Source organism: Helicobacter sp. MIT 01-3238, assembly GCF_003364135.1.
Lineage (GTDB): Bacteria > Campylobacterota > Campylobacteria > Campylobacterales > Helicobacteraceae > Helicobacter_B.
In genome coordinates this window covers 25,278-42,986 of record NZ_NXLN01000013.1, presented here as the reverse complement: position 1 = coordinate 42,986, position 17,709 = coordinate 25,278, and the positions used below count along the sequence as shown (strand labels likewise).

General features: G+C 43.3%; 17 protein-coding genes and 1 tRNA gene. 11 read left to right on the top strand and 7 right to left on the bottom strand.

Annotated elements, in window-relative coordinates:
* The first annotated feature begins 15 nt into the window (after positions 1–15).
* Both CQA40_RS05800 and CQA40_RS05795 read left to right on the top strand, forming a co-directional pair.
* Complete coding sequence (locus CQA40_RS05800) at positions 16–1,164, top strand: FtsW/RodA/SpoVE family cell cycle protein (protein ID WP_258864478.1); 1,149 nt, start codon at positions 16–18, stop codon at positions 1,162–1,164.
* Positions 1,165–1,395: 231 nt separating this feature from the next.
* Positions 1,396–1,472 (top strand) — tRNA-Ile (locus CQA40_RS05795).
* Positions 1,473–1,498: 26 nt separating this feature from the next.
* Here the strand turns inward: CQA40_RS05795 and CQA40_RS05790 are convergent.
* The 4 genes from CQA40_RS05790 to CQA40_RS11850 form a co-directional block, all read right to left on the bottom strand.
* Complete coding sequence (locus tag CQA40_RS05790; RefSeq protein WP_115519968.1) at positions 1,499–2,512, bottom strand: GTP-binding protein; 1,014 nt, start codon at positions 2,510–2,512, stop codon at positions 1,499–1,501.
* Positions 2,513–2,884 (bottom strand): hypothetical protein, encoded by a 372-nt coding sequence (locus tag CQA40_RS05785; protein WP_115519967.1) that lies wholly within the window; start codon positions 2,882–2,884, stop codon positions 2,513–2,515.
* A gap of 129 nt (positions 2,885–3,013) precedes the next feature.
* Positions 3,014–3,892, bottom strand: a complete 879-nt coding sequence (locus CQA40_RS05780; protein ID WP_115519966.1) for a polysaccharide deacetylase — start codon at positions 3,890–3,892, stop codon at positions 3,014–3,016.
* 13 nt (positions 3,893–3,905) lie between these two features.
* The gene (locus tag CQA40_RS11850; protein ID WP_408941415.1) at positions 3,906–5,069 is read right to left on the bottom strand and encodes a carbon-nitrogen hydrolase family protein; all 1,164 of its coding nucleotides are present in this window, start codon (positions 5,067–5,069) and stop codon (positions 3,906–3,908) included.
* A gap of 274 nt (positions 5,070–5,343) precedes the next feature.
* Between CQA40_RS11850 and CQA40_RS05770 the strand changes: the two genes are divergently transcribed.
* The 3 genes from CQA40_RS05770 to CQA40_RS05760 all read left to right on the top strand — a co-directional run bounded on the left by CQA40_RS05770 (position 5,344) and on the right by CQA40_RS05760 (position 8,662).
* Positions 5,344–6,093 (top strand): (Fe-S)-binding protein, encoded by a 750-nt coding sequence (locus CQA40_RS05770; protein WP_115519965.1) that lies wholly within the window; start codon positions 5,344–5,346, stop codon positions 6,091–6,093.
* Between the two features lie 180 nt (positions 6,094–6,273).
* Positions 6,274–7,845, top strand: a complete 1,572-nt coding sequence (locus CQA40_RS05765; RefSeq protein WP_115519964.1) for a LutB/LldF family L-lactate oxidation iron-sulfur protein — start codon at positions 6,274–6,276, stop codon at positions 7,843–7,845.
* The gene (locus CQA40_RS05760) at positions 7,838–8,662 is read left to right on the top strand and encodes an LUD domain-containing protein (RefSeq protein WP_115519963.1); all 825 of its coding nucleotides are present in this window, start codon (positions 7,838–7,840) and stop codon (positions 8,660–8,662) included. The genes CQA40_RS05765 and CQA40_RS05760 overlap by 8 nt, the downstream gene beginning before the upstream one ends.
* Positions 8,663–8,805: 143 nt before the next feature.
* Here CQA40_RS05760 and CQA40_RS05755 read toward each other — a convergent pair whose 3' ends face one another.
* The gene (locus tag CQA40_RS05755; RefSeq protein ID WP_115519962.1) at positions 8,806–10,083 is read right to left on the bottom strand and encodes a pitrilysin family protein; all 1,278 of its coding nucleotides are present in this window, start codon (positions 10,081–10,083) and stop codon (positions 8,806–8,808) included.
* Between the two features lie 300 nt (positions 10,084–10,383).
* Here CQA40_RS05755 and CQA40_RS11120 point away from each other — a divergent pair, with 300 nt between their 5' ends.
* Positions 10,384–10,521 (top strand): hypothetical protein, encoded by a 138-nt coding sequence (locus tag CQA40_RS11120; RefSeq protein ID WP_181882851.1) that lies wholly within the window; start codon positions 10,384–10,386, stop codon positions 10,519–10,521.
* Here CQA40_RS11120 and CQA40_RS05750 read toward each other — a convergent pair.
* Complete coding sequence (locus CQA40_RS05750; protein ID WP_115519961.1) at positions 10,510–11,109, bottom strand: FAD-dependent oxidoreductase; 600 nt, start codon at positions 11,107–11,109, stop codon at positions 10,510–10,512. The two genes, CQA40_RS11120 and CQA40_RS05750, sit on opposite strands and share 12 nt — an antisense overlap.
* A gap of 22 nt (positions 11,110–11,131) precedes the next feature.
* On the opposite strand from CQA40_RS05750, the gene CQA40_RS05745 reads away from it, so the two are divergent.
* The 3 genes from CQA40_RS05745 to CQA40_RS05735 all read left to right on the top strand — a co-directional run bounded on the left by CQA40_RS05745 (position 11,132) and on the right by CQA40_RS05735 (position 15,465).
* A complete protein-coding gene (locus CQA40_RS05745; protein WP_115519960.1) occupies positions 11,132–11,320 on the top strand; it encodes a hypothetical protein in 189 nt (62 codons plus the stop codon).
* A gap of 264 nt (positions 11,321–11,584) precedes the next feature.
* A complete protein-coding gene (locus CQA40_RS05740) occupies positions 11,585–12,508 on the top strand; it encodes a class II fructose-bisphosphate aldolase (RefSeq protein ID WP_115519959.1) in 924 nt (307 codons plus the stop codon).
* Between the two features lie 179 nt (positions 12,509–12,687).
* Positions 12,688–15,465: a DEAD/DEAH box helicase family protein gene (locus CQA40_RS05735; RefSeq protein ID WP_115519958.1), complete on the top strand. Its 2,778-nt coding sequence runs from the start codon at positions 12,688–12,690 to the stop codon at positions 15,463–15,465.
* Here CQA40_RS05735 and CQA40_RS11115 read toward each other — a convergent pair.
* A complete protein-coding gene (locus CQA40_RS11115) occupies positions 15,427–15,594 on the bottom strand; it encodes a hypothetical protein (protein ID WP_181882850.1) in 168 nt (55 codons plus the stop codon). The genes CQA40_RS05735 and CQA40_RS11115 overlap by 39 nt on opposite strands.
* 176 nt (positions 15,595–15,770) lie before the next feature.
* Here CQA40_RS11115 and CQA40_RS05730 point away from each other — a divergent pair, with 176 nt between their 5' ends.
* Together CQA40_RS05730 and CQA40_RS05725 are read left to right on the top strand one after the other, a co-directional pair.
* Positions 15,771–17,021 carry an ATP/GTP-binding protein gene (locus CQA40_RS05730; protein ID WP_115519957.1) on the top strand — a complete coding sequence of 417 codons (1,251 nt, stop codon included), beginning with the start codon at positions 15,771–15,773 and terminating at the stop codon, positions 17,019–17,021.
* Entirely contained in the window at positions 17,021–17,659 is a 639-nt protein-coding gene (locus CQA40_RS05725) for an RloB family protein (protein ID WP_115519956.1), read from the top strand. The genes CQA40_RS05730 and CQA40_RS05725 overlap by 1 nt, the downstream gene beginning before the upstream one ends.
* The last annotated feature ends 50 nt before the right edge of the window (positions 17,660–17,709 follow it).

Genomic DNA, 17,709 nt, shown 5'->3' with positions numbered 1-17,709 from the left:
TTTAAGGACACCGCAATGATGATAGATAAGCGCATTATCACGCATTTTGATTTTTTGTTGCCATTTTTGTTGCTACCGCTGATTGTGATTTCTTATGTCCTTATTAGCGAGGTTAGCCCTAGTCAAAACATTCGCCAAACTATCTATGTGCTATTTGGCATAGCAGCGTTTTGTTTTGTGTTTTTTCTACCATTTCGGCAGGCAAACAAAATGATAATCGTGTTTTATTGGGTTTGCATTTTGCTACTTATCCTTGTGCTTGTGGCAGGGACTAAGCAGCTAGGAGCGCAGAGGTGGCTTACTATCGGGGCATTTTCACTTCAGCCTAGCGAGCCTGTCAAAGTCGCTATTATCCTCCTGCTAGGGCTTCACATATCTACCAATCCCCCTCCACCAAACGGCTATGGGATTAAGCAGTTTTGTATTTTGAGCTTTTATATTTTGTTGCCTTTTGTGTTGATTTTGCTTCAGCCAGATTTGGGCACGGCATTGGTGGTGCTATTTATGGGATTTGGCACGCTGTTTTTGATAGGGGTAAATCCACGCATTTGGATAACGCTCATAATGTCCGTGCTTGTGGCTTCGCCTTTTATCTATGGCTCGCTAAAAGACTACCAAAAAAAGAGAATCCACGACTTTATCAGCGAAAAGCCAAGCTACCACGTCCAGCAATCAATCATCACCATAGGTTCAGGTGGGATTCTAGGAAAGAAAAAAGAAGAATCCACTCAAACACAGCTAAAGTTCCTCCCCATAGCTACGAGTGATTTTATATTTGCCTACTTTGTGGAGCGGTGGGGATTTTTGGGGGCGATTTTTCTTATCGGGCTTTATGGCGTGATGATTTTGCATATTTTATCCTTTTGCTTTATGGGAGAAAAAGACTATCGCTTGCGCACCACCGCTGCGGCAGTGGCTATGCTACTGTTTTTTTATGTATCTGTAAATATTGGTATGACGATAGACTTTGCCCCTGTGGTTGGGATACCATTGCCACTTATGAGCTACGGAGGGAGTAGCTTTATTACCTTTATGGTGCTTTTTGGGATACTAGAAAATATGCTCGCATTTCGCTTTAGCTACACCAATAGCCAAAATCCACTAAAAGTGCTCGTGCGCAAGAGAAAGTGGGGGGGGGGGGCGATAAAAGATAGCTCGGCATAAAATCCTAATAAAATCACAAAAAGTAAGCATAGCTATTTGATATAGAAGTGCTTGCTAGCTTGGATTTTACTTTGACCAGCTTTTGATTAGCAAGTGAGATTTTGAAGTGCTTATTAAAAGAGATTTTTGGGATTTTGTGGATTTTGTAGTAAATTTTTGGTAAAATCTCGCTTTGCACTTTCTTGCGTTATTTTACTCGTTTGCTTTTTTGTTCGCATTTTGGTTTGAAAAGGACCTTTAGCTCAGCTGGTCAGAGCACTCGGCTCATAACCGATTGGTCGTAGGTTCAAGTCCTACAAGGTCCACCATTACTTCTTATACTTCTTTACTACTTTTAGCTATTTATCAAAACCTCATTCATACCAAGCAAGCACTTAAAGCCTTTTAGCGAATCAATGATTTTTTCTTTTGGCAAGTTGCGTGTGATAAAGACGAGATTTGAGCCACTTTGCGTGTCTTTTTTGATATGCGTAGGCGGGTGGATAATGTGCATCGCGCCATTTATGCTTACCAAAAAATCCTCGCCAATATCGATAATCCCCTTTACGCGCAGGACTTTCGTGCCGTATTTGTGAAGCAACAAACTTAGCCAAATCCCAAACGCGCTCCACTCAATCGCCCCACTAAAGCTAATGCTAAGCGTGTCAAAGCCTTGCAAATGAGGATTTCGTGGGGGATTTTGCGCTAGATTCTGCGATTTTTGCCACGCGTTCGTAGAATCTACGCCTTTTTTCATATTAGATTCTGCGAATATATTTTCAAAATCCACATTCGCCCTATCAAAAATCTCCACACTTGGATTTAGCCCCAAAATCTCCGCTCTTAACGCATTCAAAGCCTTTTCATTGCTTTGCAAATCCGTCTTTGTCAGTAAAATACTATCGGCAAAGATGATTTGCTCCCGCGCTTCATCATTTTCAAGATGCAAAAATCCATTTAGCGCGTCAATACAAGCAATCACGTCACACGCCTCAAAATGCGCCCCCAAAAATGTATCGCTCAAAAGCGTCCATAAAATCGGCGCGGGATTTGCTAACCCTGTGGTTTCGATGATGACGCGATTTAGCACTTCGCAACGCGAATCATAGCCATTTAGCACATTTCTTAATGATTCCACTAAATCCAAACGCCGATTGCAGCACACGCACCCCGCGTTTAGATAGAGCATTTGCTCCTCGCTATAATCCACACTTGACCGTAGCACTCGCTGGTCTAGGGCGACTTGCCCGATTTCATTGATGATGACAGCTACGCCTTTGTCGTTGTTTGCGCGTAAATACTGCCCCAAAAAGCTAGTTTTGCCACTGCCTAGAAAGCCTGTGATAAGCGTTAGTGGAATCTTTGCCATTTAGTTTAAGCGCGTAGATTCGCGATTCAAATTAGATTCGCCCAAAAATGCAAGTAGATTGTCATCTAACGCGTCAATCTCCCTCTTTGCCAAATCCTTTGCCTTATCCCACAAATCGCCCAAATCATTGACAATCACGCTCTGCCCCTTTTTATCGCACAGCACAAATTTACTGCCCTGCCAATCATCGATTTTTAGCCCATAAAAGCGCAAAATCTCATTTAGCAATTTCACGCGCTTTAGTCGCGCTCTCTTGCGCGAAAAAGCGTTTTCATTCACACTAGATTTTTGCCCCGCGAGATTCATATCGCTCCCAAAGCTAATATCACTCCAATGAAACGAGCTAACCAACTCACCGCACAAAACACACATTTTTATCCTTATCTAATTCGTTATTGCGAGATTCTGCTTACGCAGAATCGTGGCAATCCACCTTGTAAAAAACCTAGACTCTGCGTTTTTTAATCTACCCACAAGACGAATTTGAGCTGATTTATAAAATTACTTACGCGGACATCGTTTCAAAAAATCATCAGCGATTTGATTAAATGTTACCCACTTCACACCTTCGTGCTTGTTGATATGCTCGATTATGCGCTCGTGCATTAGTAGCACTTGTGGACGCCCGCTCACATCAGGGTGAATCGTCATTCCAAACACCGCATAATCCATTTCCCTATAAACCCAATCAAATTGGTCAATCCACATTTGCCCTATATCGCGGGGGCTTACAAAGCCAAAGCTATTTGGCGACTTTTTGATAAACATCATCGGTGGCAAATCGTCCAAATACCAATTCGCAGGGATTTCCACCAAATCCGTTTCCTCCCCGCGCACCAAAGGCTTCATCCAATCTTTCGCCTCCCCACTATAATCAATCTTACTCCACTTATCACCCACGCGCACATAATATGGGGTAAAATCATTGTGCATAAGCGAGTGGTCATACTTTATGCCGTGCTTTAGCAAAAGCTCGTTTGTAATGTTTGAGAACTCCCACCACGGCGCGACATAGCCTGTGGGTGCTTTGCCCGTAAGCCCTTTGATTAGCTCAATGCTTTTTAGCAAGACATCTTCTTCTTGCTTCGCGCTCATTGCGATAGGATTTTCGTGCGAATAGCCGTGTGCACCGATTTCGTGCCCCGCATCGACTATCATTTTCATCTGCTCGGGGAATGTTTCGATAGAATGCCCCGGTGCAAACCAAGTCGCAGGTAAATTATATTTTTGAAATAGCTTCAAAAGTCGTGGGATTCCCACCTCACCCGCAAAAAGTCCTCGCGAAATATCATCGGGCGAATCCTCGCCACCATAGCTACCTAGCCACCCTGCCACCGCGTCAATATCCACGCCATAAGCTACTAAAATCTCTTTTGCCATTTGTTACTCCTTTTTAAGTTGATTTGCCAAAACTCCTTTTAGTGAGTTTGGTGTCAAAGTCCTTTAGATAGGGAATCGCTTCGCGTTGTGAGTAAATCTCATCTAAATTTATTTGCGTGATTATGGCTTCATTTAGCTTTGTGGCTTTTTTGATGATAGTGCCTTTTGGCGAAATGATTCGCGAATCTCCTGCAAATTCGATAGATTCCGCTAGTTTCATTAAATTGTCATTCTGAGCCGTAGGCGAAGAATCTCTGTTATTTTTTTGAGACACTTCGCTACGCTCAGTATGACAAAAAGTAGTAGATTCTGCGAATTGCGTGCTAGATTCTGCACCTTTTGCAGAATCTATATTTTTAGAATCACAAATTCTAGTATTGATTGCTTCGCTTCGCTCGCAAATCCTGCGGATTGCGGTGGAAGTTTTGTATTTGGAGGAAATTTTGGGGATAAAACTAGACTTTTGGGTCTGTTGTTCCCCAAAATTTCCTCCAAGTGCGAAAGGTGTGTCCAAAGACGAATTTAACGCACTAGATTCTGCGTTTTCAATTCCACTATGATTACACGCTAACACAAAGCAACTATTCTCTATCGCCCTCGCCCTACTTAGCAAATCCCAATTATACGCCCTTGCCGCTCCAAACGCGCTAGGATAGATTAAAATCTCTGCGCCTTGCAACGCCAAAATATTCGCCCCCACGCCAAAACCTATTTCATAGCAAATCTGCAAACCCACTTTCGCGCTGAAATTGCCAAAGTTTAGCTTAAAAACTTCGTATTTTTTGCCCTTACTAAAACGCGATTTTTCTTTCCCCCACAAATAGATTTTTCGGTGTTTGCCTACGCATTTTCCGCTTGGTGCGATGATATAGGCTGTGTCATATAGCTTTTTGTTTGATTTTTCTATGCCACACGCCACGATATGCACTGCATTTTCTTTTGCAAATGTGCTTAGTGCTTTGAAAGTTGCGTGTTTTTGTGGCTTTGCAAAATCTAGTGCGAAATCGCTGTCGTGCGGAGCAACGCAATATCCACTATCAAATAGCTCGTGAAATACCACTAGATTCGCGCCTTTTTTAAGCGAATCTTTGGCGAGTTTTAGCGCGAGACGCAGATTTTCTTGTAAAGCGTAGGGTTTAGGACACATTTGGATAAGTGCTACGGTTAGGATTCGCATTTTGATTCCTTACACTTTTGCTTTTATTGTAGTCATATATTTACTAATGCAACCGCTACAAAATCCATATTTTTTCTTAAAATACACAAAAAGTAACATTATGCTAATGCTTCTATGCCTATGCTATTTATCCTTAGAGAACTGATTTGACTACAAAGATTTATGCCTATATTTTTGAAATAATGCCTAAGTATGTAACAAAGTTTTTGTATCATAATCATCATAATAGTAAGAATGTTGTGAGTTTTTTGCAAAAAACTTTAAAGGAGAGAAAATGCCTCACAAAGAAAATTCAGCAAATCGTGTGTATTTTTTCGCTACTTGTATCGGGGCGGCGGCGTATTCTAGCACTTGTCTCAATGCTATCAAACTCCTCCAAAACGCAGGTGCGCAAGTGGTTTTCAAAAAAGACCAAACTTGCTGCGGGCAGCCAAGCTTTAATTCTGGCTACTATGATGAGACGCGCAAAATCGCCCTGCACAATATGGAGCTTTTCGATGAGGAGATTCCTATCATTTTGCCTAGTGGCTCGTGCGCAGGAATGATGAGGGTGGATTATTTGGAGCTTTTTGAGGGGAGCGAGCACTATGAGAGGGCAAAGAGATTTTGCTCGCGCGTATATGAGCTAAGCGAATACTTGCTTGCTCGTGGCGTGGCTTATGAGGACAAAGGGGCTAGCACAAATGTAACTTGGCATAGCAACTGCCACGCTCTGCGCACGGCTAAGTGTATAGAGCCAGCCAAAACACTGCTAAAAGGGCTAAAAAATGTCAATCTCATCGAACTAGAGCGCGAGGAGGAGTGCTGTGGGTTTGGCGGGACATTTAGCGTAAAAGAGCCAGAGGTAAGCAACGCTATGGTTACGCGCAAAGTCGAGGACATACAAGCGCGAAATGTCGAGTATCTGCTCTCTGCGGACGCGGGCTGTCTGCTAAATATCGCAGGGGCTATGGCAAAGCAGGGTGTGAGTGTGAAGCCTATGCACTTATATGATTTCCTAGCCCAGCGCATAGGAATCGCTTAAAAAGTGCGCAAAAGTAGAATAAAGCGCACAATGCAAAGCACAAGCAAAAAGGCAAAAAAGGCAATGCAAAAAGTAGTGAAAAAAGCGCGAGCAACAATCTAGAATTTAGAGTGCATTTTTGTTTGCAAAGCGCGAAAGGCACTAAAGCCAAAACAACAAAACACAACTAGGGAGGCAAAAATGAGTAGCACCACAAATCTAAGCACCAAAGAGCTAAAAGGCAAATACCACAGCGCGATAGAAAAAGGACTAAGCAATAAGCAACTCCAAGAAAATCTATTGCGTGCGATGGATACTCTGCGGGGCAATCGCAAAAAACTCGTAACCACAAGGTTTATTGATTGGGAATCACTGCGTGCTAAGGGCAAGGAGCTCAAGCAAAAAAACCTGCGCAAACTTGATAAAAATCTCTTAGAGTTTGAGAAAAACGCTACAAAAAATGGTATGAAAGTGCATTGGGCTCGGGACGCAAAAGAGGCAAATGAGCTTATTTATGGGATTATGAAGCAAAAAGGTGCGCTAAAAGTCCTAAAAGGCAAATCAATGGCAAGCGAGGAAATCGGCTTTAACCACTTCGTAGAATCTAAGGGCTTAGAGGCGTTTGAAACGGATTTGGGAGAAGTGATTTTACAGCTTCTTGGCGAGCCGCCTGTGCATATTGTCGTCCCAGCTATCCACAAAAACCGCTACGAAGTGGGCGAGCTATTTCACGCTAAGCTAAACGCCCCGCTAGAAAATGAAATCGAAAAGCTCAACGCCATAGCGCGAAACTATATGCGCAAGGAGTTTCAAACTTTCACTATGGGAATGAGCGGGGTAAATTTCGCCATAGCAAATGAGGGCGCGATATGGCTTATCGAAAACGAGGGTAACGGGCGAATGAGCACCACCGCGCCTGATGTGCATATCGCCATTTGTGGAATCGAAAAGGTGGTGGAGAGCTTTGAAGATGCTGCGATTTTGGACTCTATGCTCGCACCCTCTGCGGTGGGAAGCGTCATCACCTGCTACAACAACATAATCACTTCCCCACGCAAAGAGGGCGAAAAAGACGGACCAAAAGAAGTGCATATCGTGCTACTTGATAACAACCGCTCAAATATGCTAAAAGATAGCCACTACTACCGCTCGATGAGCTGTATCCGCTGTGGGAGCTGTCTAAATCACTGCCCTGTGTATGACAAAATCGGCGGACACGCGTATCTAAGCACATATCCCGGACCCATAGGCGAGGTGATTACCCCACAAATCTATGGGCTAAATTCTTGCTCGCCGATGCTTGATTTGTGCTCGCTATGCGGGAGATGTAGCGAGGTGTGTCCTGTGGAGATTCCCCTAGCGGAGTTGATACGCGATTTGCGAAGTGAGCGCGTGGGGCAGGGCAGAAAGATAGTCAAAGCAAATGGCGAATATGGCGCAAGTGGTGCTTCAAGTGGTAGTGCTTCAAGCGGTGGCGTTTCGAGTGGTGCAGGTGGTGCAAACGGTGTTTCAAGCGGTGCAAATGCTCTAGATTCTGAACTGCATACGCAAAATCCTATCGAGCAAAGCGCGATGAGGGGATTTGCAAACCTCGCTACAAGCCCAGCTAAATGGCGATTTGTAATGAGCCTAACCCATCTAGCACCGCTTGCTAAGCCATTTGCTAGCTTTGTGCCATTGCTAAGTAAGTGGGTAAAATACCGCGCTTTCCCAAAAGTGAGCGGGGGACTACACCAAAAGGTAAAAAAAATGCAAGGAGTGATTTATGAGTAATGCAAATACGCAAGGGATTTTAAGCCCAAAAGAAGAGATTTTGGCACGAGTGAGGGAATCTATCGCTTGTAATTCTCATATCCCAAGTATCAAAGAGGGCGAGCCGCGCTTTAGCCAGCCACTGCATTTAAGTGGAGAGGGCAAAGAGGCGTTGTTGCAAGATTTTACGCTCAATCACACCAACAACAAATCGCTTATCATAGAATCTTCTAAGGGCGATTTGCCAAGCACTATCGCTAAAATCCTAGCTGAAAATGATAGCGAAATCAGCGTGAGTGCTAGCAATGGCAACGCGGGAAATGGCAGTGTGGGAAATGGCGCAGGCGGTGCTAGCGCGGGAAATGGTGCGGGCGAAAATCTCAAAGAGATTTTGTGTAATTGTGATTTGGACTGCGAGCTAGAAGCCGTGCAAAACGCACTAAAGCAGGCAAACTTGCAATCCTACGCGCTTTTGCCCTACACACAGAGTGTGGACTCTATGCGTGATAGGCTTTTTGGCATAAGTGCTAGTATCGTGCAGGCTCGCTGTGGTATCGCGGATTTGGGCGTGATAGCACTTAGCTCCAATGAAAACGCCCCGCGCCTAAGCTCGCTCATCACAAACATTTGCATTTACTTGCTTGATAAAAATCATATCGCGCCAAATATGCTAGAGGGCATTAAATTTGCCAAAGAGTATGAGAGGAAGCGCAGTGGAAGCGAGATTTTGCCAAGTAATATTATCCTTGTAGCTGGACCATCGCGCACCGCAGATATAGAGCTACAAACCGTCTTTGGCGTGCACGGACCACGAAAGACTTACACGGTGTTGTATTAAGCACTCAAACTCATCGCTAGCTTTTTGCTTAGTTTTTTTGGCTTTTTGATGAAGTGTCCGATGACGCTATCACATACAAGCTAGCTAGCGATATTATCTACCTAAACCACAATAAAAACTACTAAAATTTATGCGGATTTTGTCTATGGATTTTTGAGTATCGCCACAGTTAGTCCATCTTCTTTGAAGTATTTTTTTGCCACAGAGGTTATGTCTTCCAGAGTCAGCTTAGAAAAACTTTCTTCATACTCAAGCAGTGGTTTTATGTTGCCTTTCACCAAATATCGTCCAAAGATTCCTGCTACCGAGCTAGCTTTATTTAGCCCAAAAACAAAGCTAGCACGCATATTTACTTTGACTTTGTCTAGCTCTTTTTGCGTGATTTTGCCTTTTTTTACTTTCTCTAGTATGGTTAAAATCTCTTTTTGCAGTTTCTTTGCTTCTACACCAGCATTACCCGCCGCCATAAACAAAAAAATCCCGCTATCTTTTAGTGCCATAGCAGAAGCAGATACCTCGCTAGCTATGTTTTTTTTATCCACTAGCTCGGCATCAAGTAGGGCAGATTTACCCCCGCTTAGTATGTCAGCTAGCGCAGAGAGTGCTACTTGGTCTTTATCCTCAAAGTTTGGGATTTTATACCCCATAAGTAGCCACTCTATCTCGCTTTCTTTGCGGACTATGACTTCGCGGTAGCCATCTTGGGCTGGTTCTGTGATTTTGGGGCGAGATATTTTGATTTTGTTAGCGATTTTGCCAAAATGCTTTTTCGCGCTCTCAAATACTACATTTGGCTCTATATCGCCTGCTACCACGATTATGGCGTTATTTGGCTGATAATACTGCTGATAAAAATTGCGTATATCATCTATATCCCAGCTCAAAATATCGCCCATAAAGCCAATAGGTGTCCAATGATACGAATGGTGCAAAAACGCAGTATTGAAAAAACGGAAGTAGAGATAGCCCACAGGAGAGTTATCAGTCCGCCATCTGCGCTCCTCTGCTACGACTTGTCGCTCGGGCTGAAACTCCTTTTCACTTAAACTTAGATTTTGCATAAGCTCGGCAAACAGCTCAAGCGATTTATCGACATTTGCCGCGCTTGATTTTATGTAGTATTGCGTGTAGTCAAAACTTGTCGCTGCGTTGTTTGTCCCACCAAAGCTCTTTACTATCTCATCAAACTGCCCTGCTTTTAGGTTTTTGGTGGATTTGAAGCTTAGGTGCTCTAGTATGTGTGCTATGCCACTTTTGCCCATCACTTCATCTCTAGAGCCCACTTTGTAAAACACATTTGTCTGTATTACACCACTTTTGTTATCAAGCGGGATTACCACTACTTCTAGCCCATTTTCTAGTCGTATCTGCTTAAAATCAGGTAACGCACTTTGTTTTGGATTTGCACCTGCTATACTCATAAACACTCCTATCGTCAAAATAAAAACTAATGTCCTCACGGGAATTCTCCTTACAAAAAGCCAAATCTCATAGATAAAAAACGCAATTCTAGCCAAAATGAGAAAACACACTAGAATCCTAACAATACAAATGATAAAAAACACACAAAAACGCGAGTTAAGTTGCAAGCCGAGTAAGTTTGGTGGAAAAATGCAAGAAACAAAAATCATTTAAAATCATTCAAGTGCAAGAAACAAGAAAGAAGCAAGAAAGAAGCAAGAACAAGAAGCAATAAAAAAGGTTAAGCGTAATAAAAAGTAATGAAGCCACTACGCAAGTATCTAAACCTCGTAGCAATGGTTTTGGCAGACGCAAAATCTACCAAAACCCAAACACCACTCCACAAAGCCCAAAATCAAGCAAATATTTTTTTGCTACCCCGTTTGCTATTTCCTTGAAGTGGGGGTATCGTGGTGGTAGGCTACCTCGCCTGCTATATCACTGATGATAGCACACGCAGCTTCGCTAGCAGAGCCCATAGCTGTGGTTACCATAGAGGTTACCCCAGAAGCGATACCAGCGACATACGCACCTGCTTTTAGCTCCTGTCTACCGCTCCACTCTAAGCGGACTTTGTTTGGGCGGGGGATAAGCGTGTGCGGACGCACAAATTCTCTAAACCCCTCTATCTCAAAGCTACTCGCTCCCGTAGCAAATATGACATACTCACTTTGCAGCGCTTCAAACCCATCTCCACTTGTGATAAACGCGCCTTTTTGCCCACTCACAGCAGTAGCTTTGCCCGTGATATAGCGCACTTCAAGCATAGAGGCGATTTGAGATTTTAGCTGTGAGTAAATCTCGGGAGCTTTTGCGCCTAGTGGAAAAAGAGGAGCATTATAAATCGCAGCAGCGTTCAAATCGCCCTTGCCCTCATCAATGATAGTTATCTCAAAATCCCTATCCGCGCTTTTTGCGCTAGCAAAAATAAGTGCAGAGGTAAGCCCTGCAATAGAGCCACCGATGATAGTAATGGAAGTTTTCATTTTGTATCCTTTATGACAGATTTTGCGCCAAAACCTTTGCAAACCAAGTAAAATCCAAGAGAGTAGAATCCAAGAGATAGAAATCCGAGAAGTAATTCTAAAGAAGTCTAGCCAAAGCCCAAAAACTATGACTAGAAAAACCATAATGAAATCTAGCTTTTGGATAATTACCCTAAAATCCACCAAAGATTTTATCGCGCGTGAATTGTAGTATAAAAATGATAATGTTGTGCAAAATTTACAAAAACAAACACCTAAAAACCTTAAAAAAAACAAACCCAAAGATTCTATCTCAAAGCAAGTATCTAGCCAAAAGATTACGCGCTTATATGACTACAAATTTTGTGTATTAAAAGATTTTGGCTACACTTAAATTTTTGGCTTTAATGCTTTGGATTTTGCTTCAAGCCAAATGAGCTAAAAATAAGCCAAATCCAAAACACAAGCCAAATACCAAAACCAAAAAGGAGCAACAATGCTAGTTACAGGAAATGAAATCCTCCAAAAAGCACACAAAGAGGGCTATGGCGTAGGCGCGTTTAATTTTGTCAATTTTGAAATGCTAAATGCGATTTTCCTCGCGGCTGATAGCAAAAAGTCCCCGCTTATTATCCAAGCAAGCGAGGGCGCGATAAAATATCTCGGTATTGATATGGTGGTGGGGATTGCGCGCACGATGTCAAGCCGATATAGCCATATCCCTGTGGCACTTCATCTTGACCACGGCACTTCTTTTGAGTCTTGCAAAAAAGCCATTGACGCTGGATTTACCTCTGTGATGATAGACGCCTCCCATCACGAGTTTGCCCAAAATCTAGCCCTCACCACGCAAGTAGTGGAGTATGCCCACAGCAAGGGCGTGAGCGTAGAGGCAGAGCTAGGGCGACTGCAAGGCATCGAGGATAATATCTCTGTGAGTGAAGCGGACGCCGTGCTAGTAAATCCCGCAGAGGCAGAGGAGTTTGTCGCCAAAAGCAAGGTGGATTTCCTAGCCCCAGCCATAGGCACTAGCCACGGAGCGTTTAAATTCAAAGGCGAGCCAAAGCTAGATTTTGCCCGCCTCCAAGAAGTAAAAAAGCGCACCAATATCCCCCTCGTGCTTCACGGCGCAAGCGCGATACCACAATATGTGCGTGAGTCTTTCCTAGCCACAGGTGGCGACCTCAAAGGCAGCAAGGGCGTGCCTTTTGACTTCTTGCAAGAAGCGGTAAAAGGCGGGATAAACAAAGTAAATACCGACACGGATTTGCGCATAGCCTTTATGGCACAAGTGCGCAAAGTCGCAAATGAGGACCCCACGCAGTTTGACTTGCGCAAGTTTTTTGCCCCTGCTATGGAAGCGATGAGCGCGGTAATCGCGGAGCGAATGGAAGTGCTAGGCTCTGCAAACAAAATCTAGCAAAATCTCTTAAAGAGATATGTTTGGGAGGGGGAATCTAGCAAACTAAAATGACTTAGGAGGGAAATGCGGGGTAAAGGTGTATTGTAAGCATATCGCAGGTAAATCGCAGAGCAAATTGAGGGACAAATCGGGCAAAATGAGAGGGCAAATCGGGGATTGAACTGCAAGTTATTATTATGAAAGACGAAGCAAAGACACGGATAGATATTGACACATTGTTGCGAGATTGCGGGTTTGTCCTGCAAGATAAAGGCGAGTTTAATCGCTATGCCAAAGCGCAAGGGCAGGATATTTCAGGAGTTGCTGTGCGAGAATTTACTATGAGCGATGGGAGCGAGGCGGACTACTTGCTTTTCATCGAGGGCAAAGCCTGTGGCGTCATCGAGGCGAAAAAACAGGGCGTATCCCTAAGTGGCACGCACGCTCAAAGCAGACACTACGCCACGCACCTACCCCCTCATCTAAAAGCGTGGGCAAATCCCCTGCCGTTTCTTTACAATAGCAACGGCGGTGAGATTGATTTCACAGATTTGCGTGAGCCAAGCCCTCGCGCTAGGCGCGTTTTTGCCTTTCACACGCCACAAGCATTGTTTGACAAACTACGCTCCACGCCTTTACGCCAAAACCTTACCACACTTCCCGCCACGCACCTAGACACCGTGCCTTTGCGCCCTTGTCAAGTAGAGGCGATTACCGCTCTTGAATCTTCCCTTGCCAAAGGCAACCCCCGCGCCCTTATCCAAATGGCGACAGGTGCGGGCAAAACTTTCACCGCGTGCAATTTCATCTACCGCCTTTTAGCCCACGCAAACGCAAAACGCGTCCTTTTCCTAGTCGATAGAAACAATCTCGGGCGACAGAGCAAAAAAGAGTTTGATAATTTCCGCCTCCCAAATGACAATCGCAAATTTAGCGAAATCTACATTACCACGCATTTGCAAAGCAACCATATCGACAAGGATTCAAAGCTAGTCATCACCACGATTCAAAGGCTTTATTCGCTACTAAAAGGCGAAGTAGAGTTTGATTCGCACAATGAGGAATTTTCCGCTTTTGATAGCGAGACAGCGAAAAGCACCGCCCCCAAAGAGCTAAAATATAATCCAAATTTCCCCATAGACTTTTTTGACTTTATCATCGTAGATGAGTGCCACAGAAGCATTTATGGCGAGTGGCGTCAAGTGCTAGAGTATTTTGATGCCTTTATCATCGGGCTTAGTGCCACGCCTAGCAAACACACGCTAGGATTTTTCCACAAAAATATGGTAAGCGAATACGCGCTAGAGCGTTCCATTGCGGATGGCGTGAATGTGGGCTTTGAGATTTTCCGTATAAAAACGCGCGTAAGTGAAGAGGGAGGGCTTATTGAGAGTGGGTTTAGTGTGCCTGTGCGCGATAAACGCACCAGAAAGGAGATTTATCAAAGTTTTGATGAGGACAAAGCCTATCAAAAAAGCGACTTAGATAGAATCGTGCTAAACCCAAACCAAATCCGCACGATTTTGGAGTGCTATCAAAAATCCGTTTTCACACAGCTTTTCCCCGACCGTGTGCGTGATAAAGCGTGGATTCCCAAAACCCTTATTTTTGCCAAAGATGACAACCACGCCGAAGAGATTGTCCGCATAGCGCGTGAAGTTTTCCACGCTGATAATGATTTTTGCCAAAAAATCACTTATAATGTGAGCAAACAAAGCCCAGAAGAGCTTATCTCTGCCTTTCGCAACGACCCCAAATTCCGCATAGCCGTAACGGTGGATATGATAGCCACAGGCACGGACATAAAGCCCCTAGAAGTGCTTATCTTTATGCGTGATGTCAAGTCCAAACTCTACTACGAGCAAATGCTAGGGCGCGGGGTTCGCACGATACTAGATGATGATTTAAAGAGACTTACGCCAAATGCGAGTGCCAAACGACATTTTTTTGTAATTGATGCGGTGGGCGTAACTGAAAGCCTAAAAACCATATCCGCGCCCTTAGAGCGCAAAAAGGGCATTAGCTTTAAAAAATTGCTAGAAAATGTCGCAATGGGCGCAAACGATGAGGACACTATATCAAGCCTAGCTAGTCGCCTATCCAAACTCGCGCTAAACGCCACGCCAAAAGAGAGTGAAAATATCCGCGCTTATAGCGGTGGCAAGGACTTGCACGGATTAGCAAACGCACTTTTGCTAAGCATAGATAGCGATTTTTGCGAGGGCAAAAGTGAAGCACAGATAGAGAGTGCGAGAGATTTGGCACTGCGCCCATTTTGTGAGCCACTTTTGCGCCAGAGTTTGCTTGATATGTGCGCTAGGAGTGAGATTATCATCGATACCCAAACGCCAGATGAGGTGATAAGCGGTGAGAAAAGCGCAGACCAAGCCCTTAAACGCATTCAAGATTTTAAAGATTTTATCGACACGCACAAAGATGAGATAGAGGCTTTGCATATCATCTACACGCAGAGCTACGCCACCTCGCGCCTTACGCGCACACTCATAGCCGAGCTACACGAGAGGCTACAACTATCCGCGCTTACTATCCCAAGTCTTTGGAGTGCCTACGCACTCACGCGCAACACCGCGCAAAATGAGTGTGTGAAGCCATTGAGGGGCGACTCCACCACGCAAAAGCTCACAAATCTTATCCAGCTCGTGCGATTTGAGCTAGGCTTTGATAAAGAGTTGCGCGACTTTGGAGGCGTGGCAAACTCGCGCTTTGAGCTATGGAAAGGTAGGCAAATCAAAAAGGGCATAGACTTTAGCCCAGAGCAGCTAGATTTCCTAACCCACATAAAAGACTATATCATCACAAACGCCTACCTAGCGCACGATGACATTCAAGGGCTAAATGACGCCTATGGCGATACAAACGGAATCTTTGTAGCAAAGGCACTCTTTGGGGAGCGATTTAGCGCGTTGCTAAATGAGCTAAACCTCGCACTCATCGGGGGAGTAAAGGCGAGTTAGGGGAAATGTATCGCCGTCATTGCGAGAATCGCAAAGCGATTCGTGGCAAAACAAGCGTAGCGAAGTTTCTTTAGTAATCCGCCGTGCCGTCATTGCGAGATTTTGTGAAGCAAAATCGTGGCAACTCATTCGCCGTCATTGCGAGACGAGCCAACGGCTCGGCGTGGCAATCCACCGCGCTGATATTGTGAATTTTACTTATTTTTTAATAAAATACATTTTAATTCATATTTTTTCAAAAATTTGTAAAAAAGTTAATCTAAAATGTATTATAATATGCCTTTAAGTTTAATTTAGGAAAAACAATGTTAATTGAATTTAGGGTAAAAAATTTTCGCTCATTTCAAGGCGAGCAAGTTTTTAGCCTTGTGGCAAGTAGCCAAAAACAGCACCAAAACAACACATTTAAAGTTGAAAACGAAAATTTGACTCTACTAAAAAGTGCTGCGATTTATGGCGCAAATGCGGCAGGCAAGTCTAATTTTATCAAGGCTTTTGCAGTGATGAGTGAGATTGTAGTTAAAAGTGCGATTGTCCAAAGGGGCGAAAAACTCCCTATACTTCCTTTTTTGCTCGGGCAAGATAAAGACAATCCAACGGAATTTGAGATTTCTTTTATAGCTCAAGGCATTCGATATAAATATGGTTTTAGCACCACGCAAGAGCAGATTATCAAAGAGTGGCTTTATGCCTATCCAAACGGCAGGATTCAGCAATGGTTTTTACGCACTTATGATGAAAAAACACAAGAATACACTTATGAGGATAGAAATCTCATAGGTGAAAAAAAGCTATGGGAAAAATCCACACGAGAAAATGCACTTTTTTTATCCACCGCCATTCAGCTTAATAGTGAGCAGTTAAAGCCTATTTTTGATTGGTTTTTATTGCTTGGCATTAGCACAAATTCTGGAGATTTTGCAAATTCTTTTAATATCACTATTGACACCTTTCAAAAGCAACCAAAAGAACTCATAGACTACCTAAAATCTGTGGATTTAGATATTGAAAATCTAAAGATTGAAAAGCAAGAGTTTGAGCCAGAAGTGCCATCAAATATCCCAAAAGAAATGAGAGAGCAATTTAAGCAATTTGCCAAAACCACACGATTTAAAGTTCAAACTACACATATAAATCAGCAAGGCAACCCCATTGACTTTGACATAGAGCTAGAATCAGAAGGCACACAAAAGTTTTTTACTTTTTTAGGACCTGTGCTAAATACCCTAAAAAATGGCAGAATCTTAATCATAGATGAGCTCCACAACCACCTACACCCCGCAATGACAAGATTTATCATAGAGCTTTTTCATAATGATAAAATCAACACCAAAAATGCCCAGCTTATTTTCACTACACACGAAACCTCCGTGCTAAACAAAGACATTTTTAGAAAAGACCAAATCTATTTTTGCGAGAAGCAAAACAAAGCCACCACAATCTATTCTATGAGCGATTTCAAAGGACTGCGCGAAAATATCGACTATGAAAAATCCTATCTTTTGGGGCGATTTGGTGCTTTGCCACGACTAAAAAGCATTAAGGGCTTAAAATAATGGGAACAGATGATTTACACAAAAAATCCACTATCAAGCGACCACAGCGCAATTTAGAACCTAAAAAAGTTATTTTGATTGTTTGTGAGGGGCAAAAGACAGAGAAAAATTATTTCCAATGCCTTAAAGAGTCGCTAAATCTCATAAGCGTAAGCATCGAGATACTCCCTAGCCCACACTCTACGCCACTGCAAGTCATAAGCTACGCAGAGCAAAAAGCAAAAGAGTCCAATGAATACGATGAGATTTATTGCGTATTTGATAGGGACACGCATAGCGACTTTGATAAAGCACTAATCAAAGCGCGAAATATAAAGCTAGAAAACTCCACATTTAAAGTCATAGTCTCAGACCCTTGTTTTGAGTTTTGGATACTGCTCCACTTTACCCAAACGGCACAAAATTTTAGCACAAATGCCAAACCCTGCCAAGCCGTGCAAAAGCATAAAGGTTTTAAGAAAAATTTGCCACATTACAGCAAGGACTATGATTTTGAGGACATTATAAGCAAACATTTAGCCACAGCTATTAAAAATGCAAATGCGATTAACAAAACAAATCTATCAGCAAGGCAAACCCCATACACGCAGGTAGTAACCCTTGTAGAGAGATTGCAAAAGCTATCAAAAGTAAAATAAAAGCTAGATTTTGATGATTTCCAATGTGGCTTTTATCACATTGCCAATTT